Below are 20,069 nucleotides of genomic sequence, written 5' to 3' on the forward strand. Positions count from 1 at the left end.
CGTTCCGCCATGAGCCCGAGGTGCGCCATGCCCGAAAGCCCGTCAGGACCTGGCCCAGCGCGACTGAGTGGGTTGTCGGTACCTGTGGAGTCAAACTGATCCCATCACGGCAACGCGCGCGTCGGCGTGACCGGCGGCTGCCGCGATGGGCGACTGGAGCCGCCGCACTGCTTCCAGATGGTCGCCGGTCCAGATGATGCGGATGCCGGTCCCCGTCGCCCGCCCGTCACCATCACGCAGGTCCCGGCGGACCGCCTCGACCAGCCGGGCGTTGTGCTCCCGGTCGGACTCCAGCGGCTCCGGCACCTGCCCTTTGCTTTCCAGCCCCTCGGCCAGACTCTCGTACCACCGGAAGACCCGTTCCGCCATGACCAGTAGCTCCCTCTGCGCGGCGGCGCGGTCTTCGAGTGGCCGGCCGCCCGGGGCCCGCCGCCACATCTCCAGGACCGCGTCGGCAGCCAGACGGAGCCCTACGACACCCGTGATCAGAGTCGTCGTCTCGCACAACGAGACGTCCTTCGCTCCGCGCTCGGCCAGGTAGGTCCTGAAGGCGTCGTCCAGTCGGCGCGCCGCGGCCGCCGCCCGGCGGCCCTCCTGCGGGTACTCGATGGTTTCGGGCCTGGAAGTGCAGCAGGACACCGCATAGCCCACTGCCCCAAGTACGTAACGCGCGCTGTCGACGTACGCCTCCGCCAACGCCCTGGCGAGGGCGGCAGACGCGCCGCGCGGCCAGAAGAGCAGGCCGACGACCAGGCTCACCGCACAGCCGAGTGCGATGTCCTCGATACGGAACAGGATGACCGACAGGTCCGCGGGCTGGGCGATGTCGAACAGGATGACCAGGGTGAGCGTGAAGGCCGCCTGCCCGGCGGCGAACGAGATCGCGGCCGGGACGACGCCCGCGGCCATCACGGCGACGGGCAGCAGGATCCACAGCACGGTCGTGTTGTGTCCGATGAGCTGGAGCAGACCGGCGCCCAGGATCGAGCCGGCCAGGGTGCCGCCGAGGGCACGGAAGACGTTCTGCCCGGTGCTGAGAGCGTTGGAACGCAGCACGGCCAGGGTGCCCAGCGTGATCCAGAAGCCGTGCTGGATGCCGGTCGCGTCGGCCAGCGCGATGCCGATGCCCAGGCCGATGGCGCCGCGGATGCTGTTGTGCAGCCATACGGAGTGCGGCTCGACATGTGCTGCGGCGCGTTCCGCGGCACTGGTCAGGCGACCGGCCGGGGAGCCGGGCTCTCGGCCGAGCAGCCGGTCCGGCCAGCTGCGGTGATCGGCGGTCCGGGCGATGTCGACGTTCTGGGCGATCTGCAGGACGACGAAGGCCACCTCCTGAGCCCGGAAGGTGACGTCGAGACTGTCGACCAAGGTGTCGAGGCCATGCCTGCCACCGGCGTCGCCGTCCGGCATCGGCAGCCGGTTGACCGCCCCGTCCTCCAGCGCGGTCAATGCATGACGGAGCTCCTCCATCCCGGCGCGCAGGCGGTCCGGCGTGATGCGCGGGTCATCGAGCATCTCCGCCGCCAGATCCAGTACGGCGGCAGCGGCTCTGCGCACCACTGAGGACTGCCGCGTGCCCGTCGAACCGTCCTCGAAGGCGGGGGCGGCCCCGGCGAGGATCGCGCTCAGCCAGGTCAACTCGTCGATCAGGCGGACCAGTGCCCGGGACCCGGTGGACAGGCTGGTGGGCCGGTAGGGGGTGGCGGTGAATGCCTGCTGCAGCTTTTGTGTGCTCGACCTGGTCTCTTGGGCGCAGGCACGGCATTGCCCGAAGGCGGGGCCGGCGGCACGGCCCGTGAAGTAGTCCGCATCGGTGCGCAACTGCACCGCCGCAGCTCGGCAGACCCGAGCCGCCGGCGCGCTGAGCGGATCGGTCTGCGTCCTCGCCCACAACAGCCAGACCGCGATCACGGACGTCCCGGCCGCCAGCACCACGCCCATCAGCCGGTCGGGCAGCTGGGCCAGGGGAGCGGGCGCGGATACCGGCAGGACGAACGCCAAGAGCAGCGACGTCGAGGCGCCGGCCAGGACCGAGCTGACCACGCCCGAGAAGAGCACGACGAAGCCCACCACCAGCGTCGCAGCAATCGCGATCCAGACCGACCGCGACGCGAGGGTGCCCAGTGAGACCAGCACCAGCCAGGCCACGCCGAGCGCCGCATGCGCGCGCAGTTGCTGCACCACGGGGCCGGAGTATTCGACCAGCAAGAGCATCGCGAACGCGCCGAACGCGGCGTAGGTGCCCGTGACCGGCGCGTGGAAGACCTGGGTGCACAGCGCGAAGAGGGACGGCATCACCACCGCGGTCCTGGCCGCCCGCCGCATGGCGGCGAGCCCCGGATCCCGGCGGCGCAACCACGCGGTGAACTGACGCATCTGAATCATCGCAATCCGCCTCGGTGAGGTGGTGGCACAGCAGCCAAACAATGTCTTCCATCCATCCTGAGCCGAGATGCGCCGCAGGAGGGCGAGAACCTCGGTAGCGACGCCACAGGCAGCGGCCACGGAGCGTCCGTCTTGGCAGCCGGACAGGGCGCCGGCCTGGTCGGCCTGCTCGTCCTGGTCAACCTGGTGAAAGACAGCTTCCCGCCGGCCTACGGCCTCGCAGCTCCGGCCGGAGGCATGCTGATCATGGCCAGCATGGGCCGCTACCGCACCGAAGAGCCACGGCACGAAGCACCGTGAGCGAGGCGCAGGCGTTGTTGGTACGGCGGGGCGTTCCGCGGTGCCGACGACCACGATCTTGATGGTGTGCTGAGGGAGGTTCTCCACGATGGAGACGAAGACGTTGCACTTCGCCGGGACATGTGCCGATCCGGCAGCGCGGCCGCACTTGTCGAAGGCGGCGTGCTGGGTGCGGCGCTGTGCGACCTCGGGGACGATGCCGATCCCGCGGTTGGCGGCCACCGTCTCCAGCCACTCGTCGTAGTTGTGCCCGGCGGACCGAGCCCTCCCGCACTGGTCACCGCCGCCGCCCGCGCGGGCGGGCTGGGGTTCCTCGCCGGCGGATACAAGACCGCACAGGCACTCGCCGGGCAGATCCACACCACGCGCGCCCAAGACGTCGCCTTCGGCGTCAACCTGTTCGCCCCCAGCCCGGTCCCCGTCTCCCACGAGGCATACCGGCGCTACGCACGGGCGGTGCAGGTGGAGGCGGACCGCTACGGCCTCACGCTGACCGAGGAGCCGATCGAGGACGACGACCACTGGACGGACAAGATCGATCTGCTCACCTCCGCTCCCGTCCCCTGGGTGTCCTTCACTTTCGGCATCCCGGACCGCGCCGTCGTCCGCGCTCTACGCACCGCCGGAAGCACCGTTCTGCAGACCGTCACCTCGGCCGAAGAAGCGCGCCTGGCGGCTGAATCCGGCGTCGAGGCGCTGATCGTCCAGGCGGCGGCCGGCGGCGGCCGGCGGCGGGCACTCGGCCACGCTCACCCCCGCACGACCGCTCCAGCCCATCCGGCTCACCGACCTCATCACCGCGGTGCGCCACGTCGTTGTCCTGCTCATCATCGCCACCGGCGGAATCACCACCGCCGCCGACGTGGCCGCCACGCTGGCCGCAGGCGCCGAAGCCGCCATGATCGGCACCGCCTTGCTGCGTACCCACGAGAGCGGAGCAACCGCACCGCACAAGGCGGCCCTGGTCGACCCCGCCTTCGTCACCACCGCCATCACCCGCGCCTTCACAGGACGGCCCGCTCGCGCCCAGCGCAACCACTTCATTGATCAGTACGACGCCATCGCCCCCGAGGGGTACCCCGCCCTCCACCACCTCACCGGTCCACTCCGCAAAGCGGCCACCGCTGCCGGTGACACACGGCTGATCCACCTGTGGGCAGGAACAGGGCATCGCCACGCGAAGGCCGAACGCGCCATCGACACCTGCGCCCGCCTCTCGGACCAGCTATGAGTCGGCTGAGACCATCGAACCCATGGGCACGCACCGCCGACCCGGCCCTGAACCACAGCCATCCCAAGCTGCCCCGCGCGTGAACGCCGACGACCCGCTCGCCGGGTACAACAGCGGCGCCGCCCGCCGATGGATCGGTACCGCCGTCACTGGGCCGGCGACAGCGGACTTCGTCCTCATCCCAGGTCGAAGGTGTTGGGCAGGCCGAGTCGGTAGCGGATCTTGTCGATGCGTTTGAGGGGTTCCAGTTCCTGGGGGCGGTACAGTTCCCAGATCCGGCAGCGTTCGGCGTTCGAGCCGTCCTGGTCGAGCAGCGCGTTGACGGCCCGTCGTGCCGATTCGTTGGCGCCTTCCATCGTGGCCAGGTCTACGTCGGTGCGGACGTAGTCGCCGGCGAGGAAGAAGTTCGGTACGGCGGTCTTTGCCGACGGGCGGTTGTAGAGCGTGCCGGTGGGGTGGATGAGGAGCGGCTCGCGATTGTGCGGGTCGGGGCTGCCGAGGTCTGTCACGGCCGGGTCCATGAACCAGCCGACCCGGTCGGCGTCGGCGAGTGTCGTCTTGCGGGAGTCGTTCAGGGCGTCCTTCAGCTGTGCCCAGCACTCCTCGACGATCTCCTCGCGCGTGCAGTCACGGGCTTTCCTGCCGTACAGGATTCCCGGCTTGTCCCACTCCGAGACGATGACGGACAGGCAGTCGTGGGCGCGTCCGTCGCCGTAGTCCTGCGAGAAGTTCCGTACGTCCCAGAACTGCGCCTGTCCGATCCCTGTCACGGACCACGGTGAGTCGAGGCAGTTGATGTGTCCGTGGACGACGGGCGTGGGGGTGCGCAGGTAGAACTGGACGCCGGTCATCCAGTCCGTCTGCAGTGCGTCACACCGGGCGAGTTGCGGGTCGGCCGCGCGCAGGGCGGTACCCCAGGTGCGCCGGGCATGCTCGACGGGCATGGCGCAGACGTAGTGGTCGGCGGTGATGGTGCGTTCGCTGCCGCCGTCACGGGCCGAGACCCTCACGCCGGTGACACGTCCGCCCTCGAACAGCACCTCCTGTACCTGGGTGCCGAGAACGAACCGAACGCCCAGCGAGCGCAGGTGTGCTGACCAGGGGTCGATCCACGCCTCGCTGGTCGGGGCGTTGAGGACCCGGTCGATGTCAGCGTCGCCGTCCATGCCGCGGCCCAGCAGGCCCCACAGCAGCAGCGCCTCGATGATGACGCGGCCCACGGTGCGGGTGGAGGCGACCTGGGCGCGGGTGGCGACGAGGTTGCGAGTCTGTCCGATGCCAAGGAGCGTGCGGTACTCCTCGCTCATCCGTTCAGCGCGGATGAAGTCCCACCAGGAGGTCTTCTCCCACTGGTCCTCGCGGCGCGCGTCGCAGCTGGTGAGGTGGACGAGGACACGGTCGGCGAAGTAGGCGGCCTCGTTCGCGGGGAGCCGGCTGCCCAGGTCGAGGACGGAGAGGATCTGGTCGCGGATCCACGAGGGGGTGATGTCGCCGGGCGCGGGCGGGGTGGTGACCCGTCGTAGGGGGAAGTGAAGGTCGGGGCGGCCCGCCTCGCGGGCGAAGAGTGCCTCGGTGCCGCCACGTAGGTTGTCGTGGACGCCGTTCGCGTTGCCGGGGAAGGGGATGCGGCGCATGCTGTCGGGCAGGTTCCGGTAGAAGCCCGGGAAGAAGCGGAAGCCGTGTTCGCCGGGGAGGGGTCTACGGCCGCCCGTGCCGGTTCCGGGGACGTTCATCGAGCGCGCCTTGCCGCCGAGCACGTCGTAGTACTCGTAGACGGTGACCGAGTAGCCGCGTTCGGCGAGTTCATGGGCGGCGCTGAGTCCGGAGACGCCGCCGCCGAGGACGGCGACGTGTTTGCGGGTGGAGGCTGCGGCAGCGGCGGCGTCCGGCCATAAGGCGAGGGCGCCCACTGAGCCCCCGGCACCCGTGAGGAACCGTCTGCGGGTTGTTTTCCGCTGTTCTGTTGTCATGGATACGGGAGGGTAGGGAGAGCGGGGACTCCGCGACAGGCCGTGGGTCGGTCACCCACTGCATCCTCACAATGGTGCAGGAATCACCCGAAAGGAAACACACCGGTGACGACGGTGTCGTGCCGGGTGGTGGCCGCGACGCGGAGGGTATCGGCTTGTTGAGCTGCCTGATCATGCGTCACGGCAAGCGCCGTTGCGGCTCTGTTCGTCCGAACCCGCAGCCGACGGCGGTACCTCGACGACGAAGAAAAGTCGGCCGCCGGCACTCGCCGTATCTCGGACAGCGTCGGCTCCTAGTCGTGCTGCAACGGTGCCTTCCCTCGGGGGTCCGCAGGAGCATCGACGGTTGCCCCGGTCGTGGAGGCGCTGCTTGCCTCCACGACCGGGATGACTGTGACGGGGGCGGCCTGGCCGACGCTCTGGGCGGCTGCGGCTGCGGCTGCGGCTGCGCGACGTGCTGAGAAGACCTCACCGGGTGGGGCGGGAGTGGGCTGAGCGGACACAGGTTTCGTGAGGTTGCGGGCCACGCGGCTGATGGTGTGTGCAGGGGGTGGGGACTTCGGTCACACGGCCTGGCTGAGGTCTCTGTCGAAGTCGTGGTGGTTGGGTGAGCCGATGTTGTCGCTGGTGGTGGTCCATCTGTGGCTGAAGGCGACGGGGATGTCCAGGGCGAGGAAGTTCTTGCCGTCTGCTGTGTGGGCGCGTAGGTGGAGTCGGTGTCTGGCCACGGGCACGGTCTGGGGGATGTGGAGGTTCCAGGTCTGTTTCCACGGTCCGGCGGGTGGTTGGGCGTCACCCGACAGGCTTGTGCCCATGCGTGCCAGCAGGTCGGGTAGTTTGTAGCTTTTGTCGAGTATTTTCATGGGGCCGATCTTCATGATGACCCTGCAGGTGACCTGGGTCAGGTCGACCGTCTCTTTGAGGTAGCACTCCATGTCCCAGCGGACTTGGTGTCCGAGGCGCGGCAGCGCGGGGGTGCAGGTGATGTCGAGGATGTCCATGACGTAGTTGTCGTCGCTTGCGTCCTCCACCAGGCAGTTGTTCATAGGAGTCTTCCCGAGGTGTCTTGGGTGGGGAATGTGCCCTGTGGTCGCGTGGCTTGCCGCTGTGTCCTGGGTCCGTGTGCTTTGCTTGCGGTCACGGGCCGGGTGAGGGGAGCCGCACCAGAGGTGCGGTTTTCGCTTTCGTCACCCGTTCGGGCTCACCCGACTGCTGCGAAGGAGACCGGTGGCCGTTGCTGGGTATCGCCGCCAAGTGGGGTGTTCCAGCGGGAATTCCCTTGCGGGTGAACCGGTGAAGCGGGAGGACGTCGGCGTGGGCGGCCTCGCAGCGCCTTCCGGCGGGTTTTAGGATGGCGTGCAAGGTGCGTGGACCATTTGGGCAAGGGGCGGGTGTGGGCACCATGTGCCGGGTGCCCCAGGGGGGCTGAGGCCAGAACCCCGGCCCGATTACGGCGGGCCGGGGTTCTATGTGGTTCGCATGGTGCGGTTGGGTTTAGAAGTCGAAGTCTTCGCCGTGGTGGCGCTTGACCACCCGGAAGCTGCCTACGACTCCGTCCTTGACGTGGACGCCCCTGGTGTGGTGCACCTTGACGCCGTTGGCTTCGCTGTGAGGGCCGACGGTGGCGACGGGGGCGCCGTTGTCGCAGGTCGCCCCGCGGAAGAACTCGACGGTCCGCTTGCTGTCGTTGCGGATGTTGAAGCTCTTGGAGCCCAGACCGCTCACCACGGTGATGCAGCCGTCGGGCACGGCGGAGAACGACCGCTCGTTGATGAAGATCCGGCCGATCTCGTGGTGGCGCTTGCCCTTGAAGCCCTCGCCGCGCTCGCCACCCTCGCCACGCTCGCCGCCTTCGCCACCGCGGCCGCCGCCCTCGTTGCCCTTGCCCTGTCCGCCCTCGCCGCCCATCGGTGCCTGAGCGGGAACGGGTACCTGCTGGACGACGGCCGGGGCCGCCTCGGGTGCGGGGGCGGCGGTGGCGTAGGTGATGCCGGTCACGGCGAGTACGGCAGCGGCGGAGACGCCCGCCGTGACGACCTTGGAACGGGTCATGATCATGATGTCTTGCTCCTTCTCAGAGAGGCCGGCTTTGGAAGCCGGTGTGTGATTGAACGTACTAACCGGCCCTAAGGCTGTCATTTCGGGCATGTCGGAAGGGCTGGTGTGGGGGAGCCGAACGGGGTACCCAGAGCACCCGCGGACCCGTCTCTCGAGGTGCTGACGGCACGTCAATCTGTCGTAATTCCTGGGCAGATTGATGAGGGATTAGGCCTTCAAGGTGATCTCTGATGCCTGATCACCCGTGCGGCAGCGGGTCGCCTGGAAATGCCGGTGCGAAGGGCTCACCGGATTTCAGGGCGGGCGGGTCACAGGCCGGATCAAAGTAGGCCCTGCCCCGCGAGGGCCTTGTGTTCGTGCCGTCCGCCGCCCGGTGGGGGCCCGGGGCATCGTGCCGTGGTCAAGGAGCTGAGGGCCCGAAGGACCCGAAGGCCGGGCCTATGACGACCCCTCACCCGGCGGGCGTCGGCGTTCGGCAGGTCCGCCGATAGGAGTGCGGCACTCCGCCATGGCCACAGCCCGAGGGGTGCGAGGTCTTCACCAGGCTGCCCGGTCATGGACCTCGAAGCCTTGGGCTTGACCGCACCCGTGGGCTGTCCTGCCCTGTGAGGCGACAGGCTGGATGCGGGAGCACTGGCGCGTTCATGGATCGGTGGCCTCTACCAGCCGGGGACGGCGTCGACCGTACCGGTGAGTGCGGCCAGGTCGGCGCCGGTGAACGTGTCCGGCACATCGATCTCATGACCGTGCAGCAGTCGGGCGGGCGTGAGCGTGCCTGTCCAGGGGACAGGTCGTCAGGTCCGCCAGCGCTCGGGCCGCAAAGACGGCCGGCACCAGCACCGGTAAATATGAGTTGACGGCCTGTCGCGACGAGGGTGGAATCACGCGAGTGTCGCCGAAGCAGACGTGGCAGCCCTCAGTTCCGGACAGCCTGGGACCATGTCAGAAAACCGTGGTCCGGGGACTTGTTGAATGACCAGGTTCTTTGAAGCCTGTCAGGGGTGGGTCAGGTTTGGGCTTTTGCTGCCCAGGCAGCTCAGCGCCTGCATGGCTTCGCGCTCTATGCGTGAAAGATCGTGGAGGATGGTGCCTGCCTGGACGAGGCACTGGGCATTGCCTGATTCACCGGCTTCTGTGATCAGCGCTGCGACTTCCGTCCATAGGGCGGCTGCCTCGGTGTACAGCCCATGGCCGGTGCGCAGGTGGCTGCTGTCGAACTGTTGGGTGCATTCGGCGAGGAAGTCGCGGTAGAGGTTGCGGAACAGGGCGCCGCCGGTGCCGGCCTTCTCCATCAAGCGGGCAGCCTGCGGTAGGTCCCGTTGAGGGTTGTCGGTCCGCTGGAGCCATGTGCGTACCAGCTTGCCGGCCTTTTCGATGCCTCGGTTGCCGAGATTGGCGATGGGCGGGTTGAGGAAGGCGTCGGCGCAGGTGGTGATGGCGGGAATGATCTGGCTCTGTGGGGAGGGCAGATTCCTCGGGGCGGTGAGGGTGAAAGACCGGTGCTTGGCGGTCATCGGACCGCGTGCGGCCCTGGCCTGGGCGAGGCTGGTCAGGCTGGTGGATACCGTTCCGCCTTGCTGGTCGGTGTCCACCAGGTATGCGTCGCGGTCGTCGTAGCCGTACATGGCGACAACATGACCGCCGAAGTGCACCTTCGAGGTGAAGTAGTCCAGGTGGTAGCTGTCGAGTTGCAGTCCGACGGGGTGGCCGGCGTCGAGGGGGGCCACCACGTTCTCCCAAGCCCTGCGAGGGGAGGTGGTCTCCTGGACCTGGAGTTCCAGCCCGAGTCTGGTGGCCAGGTTTCTGGTGAGGTCGAAAGGCTTGACCCGTCCCCCGAGGAAGGGAAAGCCCATGTTCTTGCTGTCCCAGTAGATGAAGGACAGACCGGAACCGAGGCCGAAGAGCATGGGCTCCGTCAGATCGAGTCCCTGGTGTCGCAGCAGCACTCCCAGAGCTGTCGTCTCGCAGTGCTGCGTACCGCGGGCATCAATGTCTATCACTGTGGTCATGCCATGCTTTCCTGGACGGAGATGATCAGCCGGGCCATCAGTTCTTCTTGCGGTGCCTCTGCCGGCCCGACGGGATAGGCCTCACCTAGGGGCAGTTCGGCTTGCACGTCATCATGGTGGACTCTCCCACGGTGGGGGCGTCTACTGGGCACCCGGAGCCGGCGGTCGCGATCGTCAAGTCCGTCCGCCGCGATCGGCATCCTCCCCCCACCGGGCGCCCCAAGGGCCCCTCGGAACAGGCCCTGCAAGCGGACACCCGAACCAAAACAGCCTGATCAGGGACGTGCGTGCCTTCAGGGAACGGACTGCCGCCGACCCCAAGCAGCGTCTGCGAACCCTGCAGGTGGAAAAGATCAACGCGGTTTCGTCACTCGTTTGGGCTCACCCGGTCGCCGCACGGGAGAACAGTGGCTGTCACTGGGGAATACCGCCAACTGGGGGTGTTTCAGAGGGAATCTGCTTGGAGGTGAACCGGTGGAGGAGGAGGACGTCGGCGCGGGCAGCCGGGCGGCGCCTGGTGGCCGGGTTTAGTGTGGCGTGCGAGGCGCGTGGACCGTGAAGCACTGGTCAGGTGCGGGCGCCACGTGCCGGCGCTCGGGGGCTGAGAACCAGAACCCCGGCCCGATTGCGGCGGGCCGGGATTCTAGATGGTTCGTGTGTTGCGTCTGGGTTTAGAAGTCGTCGAAGCCGAAGTCTTCACCGTGGTGGCGCTTGATGACCCGGAAGCTGGCCACCACTCCGTCCTTGACGAACACGTCCCCGGCGTGGCCGGGCTTGACGCCGTTGGCTTCGCTGCGGGGGCCGACCGTGGCGATGGGGGCGCCGTTGTCGCAGGTCGCCCCGCGGAAGACCTCGACGGTCCGCTTGCTGTCGTTGCGGATGTTGAGGCTCTTGGAGCCGAGGCCGCTCACGATGGTGATGCAGCCGTCCGGGGCGGCGGAGTACGTCCGCTCGTTGATGTGGATTCTGCCGATCTCGTGGTGGCGGCGCTTACCGTGCTCGCCGCGCTCGCCGCCTTCGCCGCCGCGCTCGCCGCCTTCGCCGCCGCGCTCGCCGCCTTCGCCGCCACGCTCGCCGCCCTCGTTGCCCTTGCCCTGTCCGCCCTCGCCGCCCATCGGGGCGTAGGCCGGAGCGGGCGCCTGCTGAGCGACGGCCGGGACCGTCTCGGGCATCGATGCGGGAGTGGCGGCAGCGTAGGTGATGCCGGTCGCGGCGAGTGCGGAAGCGGCGGCGATGGCCGCGGTGACAGCGGTGGAACGAGTCATGATCATGATGCCTTGCTCCTCTCTCTGAGGGGCCGGCTGTGACAGCCGACGTGTGATTGAACGTAATGACCACCCCCAGAGCTGTCATTTCGGGCATATCGGAAGTGCTGGTGCGGGGGAGCCGAACGAGGTACCCGGAGCACCGGCAGGCCCGACTCTCCAATTGCTGACGGGGCATCAATCATCTTCAAACGACGGGTAGATTGATGAGGCATTAGACCTTCAAGGTGATCTCTGACGCCTGCTCACCCGTGCGGCAGCGGGGCGCCTGGAAAAGTCGCCACGAAGGGCTCAGGGGCACCGGGACGGTCAGTCCGCAGACCGGATCACGGGAAACCGGCCCCACCAGGGGTTCTGTGCCCAAGCCGGCCGCCACTCGGCGTGGACCGCGCCACCGTCACGTGGCCACGCGGATAAGGGCTTGAGGCCAAGCGCCATGACGCCCCCTCACCCCGTCGTGCCCACGTCAGCCCCTTGCCCGGGAACGGCTTGTCACGCCGGGTGAACGGGATTCGCTGCGCGCCGCGCGCACGGTCATGCCGCCGTGCCGGGCTCTTGCCGCGGCTGCCCATTTCCGGCTGGAACGGCTGTGGAGCGTGCTGATCTGACCTCACCGCACACTCGCTCTGCTCGTCGTACTGCTCCTGACGAGTGCCAGACGGCCCGTCTGACCGTGGACCCGCTTACCGAACACGGCCTGGACCAGGGCCGGACGGGCGCGAGCACATCCTGACGAGGGCGCGCCGCCAGATGCCTGAACACACGCGCCACGCTCGCCGTCGTCGGCAAAGCTCGGGGCAGCCACCGGCTCAAACCCCAGATACAGGGGGGCTCTGCGGCCCGGCTCAGGAAGCCTCCTTCAGGGCGTCCTCGTGCTGCGCGGGATGGTCCGGTACTGTCCGGCCCGGCAGCAGCAACAGACCCATTCCCAGGGCCAGGCCCAGCGAAGGCAGGAACGGGAACCGCCCGTCGTCCGCGAAGCCCTGCACGGCGAAGTGGGACAGGGCAGCGACGCTCGTGGCGAGGCCGAGCCACAGCATCCAGGAGCGGCGCCGGTCGGCGTCCGGACGGGTCCTTTCGTACAGCGCGGCCAGTTTCCGCTCCAGCGGTCGCAGCGCCGCCACGAAGCCGGCGAGAACGAGCCCGAGCACCAGCAGCCACGGCACCCGCAGCGCCCACCACCCAGCGGACCCGAAGGCGGGCTCAGGTGCGAGGGCGGTCAGGTAGAACGCGGCGGCCACGACCAGCACCGGCAGCATGTGCCACAGGTACAGCGTCATGCTCGCACCGCCGACCGACTGCACCAGACGCCACACCCACTCGCGGTCCAGAAACCTCCGCACAGCCGGCGCGACGAGAAGACACAGGCCGACCTGGGCCACTACCCACGCCAGCATCGCCACCGACGGCGGGTTGGTGTTGCTGGGCGCCTGTCCGGTCACGAAGATCAGGCTGACCGGGAACGGCCCGAGAACGACCAGCGCCGCGAAGGCCGCCCCACCGCCGACCGCCATCGCGGCCGACAGCAGCCGACGACGGGTCAGCAGACCGTCCCGCCAGCACAAGCCCAACTGATAGGCCACACCCCACACGAGCACGTAGTCAGCCAGACCGACGTACGGAACTTTTACCGTCACCACCACCGCATCAACGGCCGCGGCTCCCATGCCCATGACGACGGCAACGCGCAGACCCCAGCGCCGGTGCGCCGCGTGCAGCGGCGGCGTCAGGGCGCTGAGCAACAGGTACACCGGAAGGAACCAGAACTGCATGGCCATCGCCCAGCCCACGAGTGCAAGCGTGCCCGGTTCCACACCGACCGCCGTACAGATGCCGACGGCGAGCAACACAAGACCGCTGTAGGCGCCCGCCGGAAGCAACAGCCGCAAGGCACGCCGCCCCACCCAGCCAGTCGCGGAACCACCCGCCGCGCGGGCCCGCGACCAGGAGCCACCCGCCGCGTGGCCGCCGGCCAGGAAAAACAGCGGCATGATCTGAAAGCCCAGAGTCAGCCACTGGGTCCAGGGAACTGTCGCCAACAGCTCAGGCGCGGTGATTCGTCCGTCGCTCTCCCTGCCCAAGCCGGTGATCAGCCAGTGGCCAAGCACCACCAGGACGATCGCCCACGCGCGCAAGAAGTCGACGTAACGGTCTCTGCCCATGCCTCGTCATGCTGCCGTAAGCTCCACGCCCACGTCGCGAGAGCTCCGCGCCGCAACCATTCCGTGCTCGATACGAAACGCTCTCCCGTGACGAGTAGTTACGGGTGGCAGTACCTGCCAGGTGCAGAAGGCAGTGGGTGACCACGAGGAGGAGCGGTCGGCGGCGCCGATCGGTCGCCTCGTGGATCCGCGCTGTCGAGCACGAGCTCAACCGGACGGCGTGACCGAGGACCACACGCCGAACCACTGCTCGGCGCCGAACTCCTCGAACTGCTCCACTTCGGTGAACCCCAACTTCGCCGCGAGGCGCATCGAGCGGTCGTTGGCGGTCTGGGTGCAGAGCACCACCGGCTCGCTGGGAAGCGTGTCGGCGAACCAGCCGAGTGCCGCTGCGCACGCCTCGGCGGCGTACCCGCGTCCCCACGCCTCAGGGAGGAACATGTAGCCGAGCTCGGCCTCACCGGCATCCGGACGGACGTGACCCGGACGCTCCGCGTCGCGCCGATCGAGCGTGATCATGCCGATCATCGCTCCGCCGAGATCGATCACGAAAAGGCCAGGACGCCGCCTGGGCACCTCCGGTACCGCGCGTTCGAGCTCAGCACGTGGTCGAGGGCCACCGAGGTAGGTGCCCACCTCTGGCGAGGCGAACAGCTCGATGAACGCCGCACGGTCCCGGGCCTCGGGCTCGCGGAGCACGAGTCGCTCGGTCCTGATCGGGGCAGGTGGCCAGGCGACGGGTCCGAGCTCAGTCATGGCGGGCAACCTATCGCATGTCCGCCGAACAGGAGTCTCGGACGACCGACAGCGGCAGCGGCTTCTGACCCGTCGGCCCGATCTGGATGTCGGTCTCCGTACACGGCTCGACACCGTGACCGTCTGGGACAACCTGGGCGAGTTCTTCGACGGCCTTGCGCGCGACTTCCGCGGTTGGGAGGGCGAGAGCCGCCCGCCGCCGGCGTCCACGCCCACCCGTCGCTCACCAGCGCGGCCGAATGAGCGTGAGCCGCGGCGGGAGGCGAAGCGGTGTGCAGGCCCGGCACCTTGGCGTCGGGTTCCAGCACCTCGCCCAGGCGGCCCTTCACCGTGTGCGCGGTCATCCGGCGCCGCTGCACTCGAGGCCCCGGGCTCCCGGCAGCGCCCGCTCGACGCTCTGGCGTCCTTCCTCGAGGGCGTCTCGGGCGGCCCCGGGAGGGCTCTCGCCGTAGGGCGGATCGCCCGCGCGGTACGTCTCGGGAACCTCTCCGGGAATGCTCGACACCAGGACGAGCATGCGCACCCCGGGCTTGTAGTACGCCGGGACGTTCGCGCCTTCCTCGGTGAAGGACAGCCGCCGCTCGCCGCCCGCGGGTTTGTAGTAGTGGTCCACGTCCAGCACGATCCGGTACCGGTCGTGCCCGCCCGCCGGCTCGACCCGTTCCACCGTGCCCTCGGCAACGGCGCTGGCGCAGGCGATGATCCCCTCGTACGTGAGCTTGGCGGCGGACTCGCCATTCATTGTCCCGTTGTGCGCCACGAGGTATGCCGTGCCCGTTCCCAGCAGCGCCACGGCTACGGACGCCACGAGGGCGAACAGCCGTCGGCGACCGCGCTGTCGGCTGCGCACCGGGGCGGATTCCTCCCGTCCGGGGGCCTTCTGGGCCAGTCCGTCCCCGATCCGGCGCAGTTGTTCCCGGACAGCGGCCATGTCGCGTTCCGCGTCCGCGTAGCGGTCAGCCGAATCCCCGGCCTGCGCAGGCGAGGGTTCACCCAGCAGGACCGCCATCAGCTCGTCGTTCTTCTCCACCCTCACATCGCCTCTTCCACGTGCAGCCGCTCACGCAGGAGTTTCGCCGCCGCGTACAGCCTGCTCTTCACCGTTCCCAGGGGGATGCCGAGTTGCTCGGCGATCTGCGGCACCGACAGGTCCGCGTAGTAGCGCAGGACCAGAACCTGCCGATGGGCGGCGGGCAGGGCGTCGAGCCCCTCGGCGACGGCCAGAGCCCGCACACTGTTCTCCGCGCCGTCCTGGGCCCTGTCGTTGGGTGCGCTCAGCAGGCCGAGCCGCGCGCTGACACGTTCCTGCCGGTGCCGGGTGCGGTGCCAGTCCACTGCGAGGTTCGAGGCCACCACCGCGGCCCAGGCTCCCACGTTCCGCGGCGAGTCCTCGCCCCGCGCCCGGCGCTCCAGCAGGCGCAGACGCACCTGCTGGAGCTCGTCCTGCAAATCGTCCTGCGGAACCCCGCCGAGGGCCAGGACGGCGCGGACCCGGTCGGCCTGCGCCGCGTCCAGCGGGTCCTCCTCCGCAACCCGCGGTCTCCTGATCGGCAACGGTGCTCTCCCTCGGTCGTGTTTCTCCTAGGACGCGGGAGCATTGCAGATCGTTCGATCGTCACTCGCAGCCCAGTTCGCGCGCCGCGGGCGGTGCCCGGGCGATCCCGGCCCGCTCGCGGGTGATCGGTGCGTCGGGCGACGGCCATGTGATCCGGGGGGACGCCACGTGCTGCGCAAGAGCGCCGTCTTGCCGCACAAATGAGGCGGGTCGCCTGGTCCGGCAACCCGCCCCGGAGCTTCGTGCTCTCGAACCGTTCAGCAACCGGGCGGCAGCGGTGTCAGCCCGACTCCAGGCGCCGGTTCGGGCGGAGGGGCGGACCGGGGGGCCCGCCCCGGCGTATGCCGCCGGGATTGCACGGCGGCTGTTGGTGGTGGAGGCGTTCCGGGCGGGAGCCGTCAGTCCCGGATGTCCTGGAGCAGCCATTCACGGGGGATATCGTGGCCGAGGCCGCGTTCTCGGGCGCGTTCGTAGATGATCGCCGCGAGGGCGTGGAACTGGGCTCCCTGAATGTTGCCGCGTTCGGAGAACGTCACCTGCTGATCGTCGTCCCGGGCGCGGGCGCGTCCTGCCAGCACGGCGTCGAGGCGGACCACGCGCGTGCCGCTGGGGGGCCGGCGCGACCCGCTGCCGTGCTGGTGGCGCTCCCAGACGGCGGCCTCGCGACGGGCCCGGTAGGTCACATACTCGTCGTCGGTCGCCCAGTCGGGCGCCGAGGAGGGCACGCTGGCGCTGCCGAGCCGCAGCCATACGTCGAAGCGCTGCCGTGCCCTGGCGTCCGGTCGTCCGCCGATGCAGGTGACGTGTGTGCCCGGGCGCAGGTGGTCTCCCAGGACGACGTCGCCGACCGCGTCGGTGCAGCCGGCAACGAGGTCGGCGCCGCGATGAACGCTCTCAGGATCGTCGACCGCCACCACCTCCAGGCCGTGCGACTCCCGCATCTGCGCGGCGAAGCGCTCGCGGTGGGAGCGGGTCGGGCTGTAGACCTGGACCCGTTGCAGGGGGCGGACGGTGAGGAAGGCCTCGATGTGGCTGCGCGCCATGCCGCCCGAGCCGAGCAGGCCCAGCACCCGGGCGTCCTCGCGAGCGCCGAGGCGCACGCCGATGGCCGAGTCGGCCCCCACACGCAGGTGCTGCAGCAGCCCGTCGTTGAGCAGCGCCACGGGCTCTCCGGTGCGCGCGTCCAGCAGGAGCACCAGACCGCAGAACATCCCGGGCCGCACGCAGTACTTCTCCTGGGTGCGGTGGCCCGGGGGACCGGTCTCGGTGAGCACGTCCGACTTCATGCGGATGGCCACATAGCCGCTGCGTGCCGAGCCGCCTTCCATCGTTCCCCACTGGTAGACGCGTTCGTCGTCCACCGGCAGGGACAGGTCGATGCGTGGACGGCACACCCCGATCCCGGCGGCCAGGTCCCGATACGACTCCTCGAGGGCGCGCACCACGTCGGGCATCGTGAGCACGGCGGCCGTGACCTTGTTGTCCAGGACGAGCATGATCCTCCGTTCGGCCGTGCAAGGGACCGGGCCGTGCAGCCGTGCAAGGGACGGGGACGTCGGGCGCCGGACCGGGCATGCGGGCCGTTCAGGGGCGCGAAGGCGTGTGTCAGGGGCGCAGGGGCGTGTGCGGGCCTTCGTGCTCCGCTCGGGCCGCGAGGTGGCGCCACATCGCGGCTATGTTGAACGCCGGTCCGAGGTCGGGAAGTTCGTCGATGTCCTCGTCGGGTATGGGGCGCAGGGGCGCGCCGGTGGCGGCGACGGCCAGGGCCGTGCGCGCCAGGGAGTCCACCGCCAGCGCCCGGGTCACGGCTTCCGCGACGGCGTGGGCGGGGTCCCCGGTGCCGACGGCGACGAGTCCGTGGCCCCGCAGCACGACGACGGGCCGGTCCCCGAGACGGGCCGTCATCTCCTCGGCCAGGTCGCGGCGGCGGATCAAGGCCGAGCGAGGCCAGACGGGGATCCCGTCGCGCGCGAGCCGGGCGGCAGGGATGTCGTACGAACCTACGAGGGGAAGCCAGGGCAGGTCCGCCGCGGACGCCGCGACCACGGCGGGCGGATGGGCGTGCACCACGGCCGTGACCTCCGGCCGTGACCGCATGATCTCCGTATGGATGGGCAGTTCGCTCGGCGCCTTCCAGCCGGCGGGGGCCGGACCGGTGCCGTCGAGACCGACCTGCTGCACGTCTTCGACCACAGTGAAGGCGAGTCCCCGCTCCGCGGGTCCGCGTCCGCGGACCAGGAGACGATCGGGGCCGGTCCGGGCGCTCACATGGCCCAGGATGTGCTCGACGAGGCCGATGACGGCGAGCACCCGGCAGGCGACGGCGATGCGTTCACGAAGGGCTTCGTAGGACTCCACCTGGCTTGGCCCACCCCTTGGATGTGTCCATGCTATAGGTCTGTTGGTATGACTTTAAGCCATTGTGACGAGAGGCGTCAATGAAGCTCCTGGTCATGGGACAATGCGCACATGCCATCGCGACCCAGCCAGGCTCAGCGTGCTGAGACCGAAGACGAGAACCGCGTCAAGCCGGCCGCCCCGGCCGGGGGGCTGTTCAAGGCGGTCTCCTCGAGCCGTGTCTCTCAGCTGATCGTCGACCAGATCCGGACGCTCCTGAGGGAGGAGCGGCTGCAGCCCGGTGACCGGCTGCCCAGTGAGCGTGATCTGTGCACGCAGTTCGGTGTGAGCCGCGTGACCGTGCGGGAGGCGCTGCGCAGCCTGGAGGCCAGCGGGCTCGTCGAGATCCGGCTCGGTGCCCGCGGCGGCGCGTTCGTGACGGCGCCGTCCTCCCGCCGGGTCGGCGAGGGGCTCGCCGACCTGCTGTCGCTGTCGCCGGTGACCGCCGCGGAGGTCACCGAGGCCCGCCTCGTGTTCGAGCTCGGCATCGTGCCCGTCATTGTCGAGCGCGCCACGGAGGAGGACCTCGAGGCGCTCCGCGCTCTGTGCGACGAACATGCCGAGGCGATCGAGCAGGGCACGTACGACATGGAGATGTCCGCGGACTTCCACACCCGTGTCGCCGCGTGTACGCACAACGCCGCGATCGAGATGCTCGTGCAGTCCTTCCACGGTCCGCTGCTGATGAGTCTGCGTGAGGCGCAGAGCATCGAGCCGCAGATGGGGCAGCGCGGATCGAAGGAGCACCGCAGGTTCGTCGAGGCCATCGCCGCGCGTGACGCGGAGGCCGCGACGGAGATCATGCGCACCCACCTGAAGCGGACCGCGTCCAGGGTGAAGGGCGACGGCCGGGACAGGTGATCCGGAAACTGCCGAGCCCCGGGTCCGATTGGACCCGGGGCTCTTTTGTGCCGCCACTGAAGGCATTATGGTTAGACCATAAGGTGATTAGAGAGCTTCGGCCATCACAGGAGGCACCATGGGCAAGAAGGGACGAGTCTTCGTCCGCGGCCTGACCTCGGAGACGTACGGGCTCGGCGAATACCGCCGCAAGCAGCTCGCCGTCCAGCGGGTACGCGACGACTCCGTGGTCGTCGACGACGCGAAGGTGGCGCACTCGGGCGACAGCGAGAAGTCCCGGACGTGGTGGAGGGTGGGGCCGGGGGACGAGGACTTCCTCACCCAGACGGTCCAGGTCCACTTCGTCGAACTGCCGCCCCAGTCCAGCAACCACGGGCACGGCCACCAGAACGAGGCGGCGTTCTACATCCTCCAGGGCCGGGGCTACGAGATCCACGACGACCAGCGCTACGACTGGACCAAGGACGACCTCGTCTTCGTCCACACCGACTCGGTGCACCGCCACTTCAACCCCTACGACGAGACCGCCACCGCCCTGGTGGTGAAGGCCAAGAGCACCTGGATGTTCATGGGCCTGTGGCAGCAGGGCCGCAGCGGCCCGGTCGAGCGCGAGGCCGAGTTCGGACCCCGCGAGGACTGGTCGCGGATCTGGACACCCGGCGTCGGGGACCGCAAGAAGGTCATCGGTCTGGCCGACACCACCTGGGAGAACACACCGCTCGGCCGGGTCAGGGTGATGTCCTCGCCCGAACGCACCGACGCCCGCATCTTCTCCATCGACGCCTTCGAGCTCGACATCCCCGCCGCCAGCCGCTCGGGCAAGTACTGGAAGATGGCCGACGAGGTGTTCTACGTGCTCGACGGCAGCGGGTACGCCCTCCAGTGGGAGGTCGAGGCGGAGATCGCCGAGAAGTACTACGCGCGGGTCGCCAAGGAGCCGACCCGGCACGAGATCACCAAGGGCGACACGCTGTATGTGCCGCAGAACCACGTGTGCCAGCTCTTCGCCTACGACGGCACCCCCCTGCGCGTGCTGTCGGCGCAGAACCGTGTCTTCAAGCACCTCGGCTACGACACGGTGCACTTCATGGAGGACGCCCCCGAGTACCAGGGCTCGTAG

General features: G+C 69.2%; 16 protein-coding genes and 2 pseudogenes. 6 read left to right on the forward strand and 12 right to left on the reverse strand.

The window, feature by feature from the left end; translation table 11 throughout:
- Nucleotides 1–90 precede the first annotated feature (90 nt).
- Entirely contained in the window at nt 91–2,385 is a 2,295-nt protein-coding gene (locus tag ABZ818_RS11485; protein ID WP_361412983.1) for an FUSC family protein, read from the reverse strand.
- Nucleotides 2,386–2,517: 132 nt separating this feature from the next.
- Between ABZ818_RS11485 and ABZ818_RS11490 the strand changes: the two genes are divergently transcribed.
- The 3 genes and pseudogenes from ABZ818_RS11490 to ABZ818_RS11500 all read left to right on the forward strand — a co-directional run bounded on the left by ABZ818_RS11490 (nt 2,518) and on the right by ABZ818_RS11500 (nt 3,916).
- On the forward strand, nt 2,518–2,685 hold the full coding sequence (locus ABZ818_RS11490) for a hypothetical protein (protein WP_361412984.1): 168 nt from the start codon (nt 2,518–2,520) through the stop codon (nt 2,683–2,685).
- Nucleotides 2,686–2,805: 120 nt separating this feature from the next.
- Nucleotides 2,806–3,339: pseudogene (locus ABZ818_RS11495) on the forward strand (nitronate monooxygenase); the annotation flags it as partial.
- A 121-nt stretch (nt 3,340–3,460) separates the two neighbouring features.
- Nucleotides 3,461–3,916: a nitronate monooxygenase gene (locus ABZ818_RS11500; RefSeq protein WP_361413060.1), complete on the forward strand. Its 456-nt coding sequence runs from the start codon at nt 3,461–3,463 to the stop codon at nt 3,914–3,916.
- Between the two features lie 176 nt (nt 3,917–4,092).
- On the opposite strand, the gene ABZ818_RS11505 is transcribed toward ABZ818_RS11500, so the two are convergent.
- The 7 genes from ABZ818_RS11505 to ABZ818_RS11535 all read right to left on the reverse strand — a co-directional run bounded on the left by ABZ818_RS11505 (nt 4,093) and on the right by ABZ818_RS11535 (nt 14,136).
- Nucleotides 4,093–5,886 carry an FAD-dependent oxidoreductase gene (locus ABZ818_RS11505; RefSeq protein WP_361412985.1) on the reverse strand — a complete coding sequence of 598 codons (1,794 nt, stop codon included), beginning with the start codon at nt 5,884–5,886 and terminating at the stop codon, nt 4,093–4,095.
- 563 nt (nt 5,887–6,449) lie between these two features.
- A complete protein-coding gene (locus ABZ818_RS11510; protein ID WP_361412986.1) occupies nt 6,450–6,932 on the reverse strand; it encodes a hypothetical protein in 483 nt (160 codons plus the stop codon).
- A 448-nt stretch (nt 6,933–7,380) separates the two neighbouring features.
- A complete protein-coding gene (locus tag ABZ818_RS11515; RefSeq protein ID WP_361412987.1) occupies nt 7,381–7,944 on the reverse strand; it encodes a hypothetical protein in 564 nt (187 codons plus the stop codon).
- 995 nt (nt 7,945–8,939) lie between these two features.
- Nucleotides 8,940–9,953: a BtrH N-terminal domain-containing protein gene (locus tag ABZ818_RS11520; protein WP_361412988.1), complete on the reverse strand. Its 1,014-nt coding sequence runs from the start codon at nt 9,951–9,953 to the stop codon at nt 8,940–8,942.
- A 671-nt stretch (nt 9,954–10,624) separates the two neighbouring features.
- Nucleotides 10,625–11,224 carry a hypothetical protein gene (locus ABZ818_RS11525; protein WP_361412989.1) on the reverse strand — a complete coding sequence of 200 codons (600 nt, stop codon included), beginning with the start codon at nt 11,222–11,224 and terminating at the stop codon, nt 10,625–10,627.
- Between the two features lie 839 nt (nt 11,225–12,063).
- The gene (locus ABZ818_RS11530) at nt 12,064–13,380 is read right to left on the reverse strand and encodes an acyltransferase (protein ID WP_361412990.1); all 1,317 of its coding nucleotides are present in this window, start codon (nt 13,378–13,380) and stop codon (nt 12,064–12,066) included.
- A gap of 207 nt (nt 13,381–13,587) precedes the next feature.
- Nucleotides 13,588–14,136 (reverse strand): GNAT family N-acetyltransferase, encoded by a 549-nt coding sequence (locus ABZ818_RS11535; RefSeq protein WP_361412991.1) that lies wholly within the window; start codon nt 14,134–14,136, stop codon nt 13,588–13,590.
- Between ABZ818_RS11535 and ABZ818_RS11540 the strand changes: the two are divergent.
- Nucleotides 14,135–14,311: pseudogene (locus ABZ818_RS11540) on the forward strand (hypothetical protein); the annotation flags it as partial. The gene ABZ818_RS11535 and the pseudogene ABZ818_RS11540 overlap by 2 nt on opposite strands.
- A gap of 165 nt (nt 14,312–14,476) precedes the next feature.
- Here ABZ818_RS11540 and ABZ818_RS11545 read toward each other — a convergent pair.
- The 4 genes from ABZ818_RS11545 to ABZ818_RS11560 form a co-directional block, all read right to left on the reverse strand.
- Nucleotides 14,477–15,166, reverse strand: coding sequence for a hypothetical protein (locus ABZ818_RS11545; RefSeq protein WP_361412992.1), 690 nt, complete (start codon nt 15,164–15,166; stop codon nt 14,477–14,479).
- Nucleotides 15,167–15,168: 2 nt separating this feature from the next.
- Nucleotides 15,169–15,690, reverse strand: coding sequence for a sigma-70 family RNA polymerase sigma factor (locus tag ABZ818_RS11550; RefSeq protein WP_361412993.1), 522 nt, complete (start codon nt 15,688–15,690; stop codon nt 15,169–15,171).
- Nucleotides 15,691–16,089: 399 nt separating this feature from the next.
- Nucleotides 16,090–17,187, reverse strand: coding sequence for a hypothetical protein (locus tag ABZ818_RS11555; protein WP_361412994.1), 1,098 nt, complete (start codon nt 17,185–17,187; stop codon nt 16,090–16,092).
- Nucleotides 17,188–17,296: 109 nt separating this feature from the next.
- Nucleotides 17,297–18,049, reverse strand: coding sequence for a class II aldolase/adducin family protein (locus tag ABZ818_RS11560; protein ID WP_361412995.1), 753 nt, complete (start codon nt 18,047–18,049; stop codon nt 17,297–17,299).
- 111 nt (nt 18,050–18,160) lie between these two features.
- Here ABZ818_RS11560 and ABZ818_RS11565 point away from each other — a divergent pair, with 111 nt between their 5' ends.
- Nucleotides 18,161–18,949 carry an FCD domain-containing protein gene (locus tag ABZ818_RS11565; protein ID WP_361412996.1) on the forward strand — a complete coding sequence of 263 codons (789 nt, stop codon included), beginning with the start codon at nt 18,161–18,163 and terminating at the stop codon, nt 18,947–18,949.
- 118 nt (nt 18,950–19,067) lie between these two features.
- Nucleotides 19,068–20,069: a cupin domain-containing protein gene (locus ABZ818_RS11570; protein ID WP_361412997.1), complete on the forward strand. Its 1,002-nt coding sequence runs from the start codon at nt 19,068–19,070 to the stop codon at nt 20,067–20,069.

This window comes from Streptomyces sp. NPDC047453 (assembly GCF_040643155.1).
Classification (GTDB): domain Bacteria; phylum Actinomycetota; class Actinomycetes; order Streptomycetales; family Streptomycetaceae; genus Streptomyces.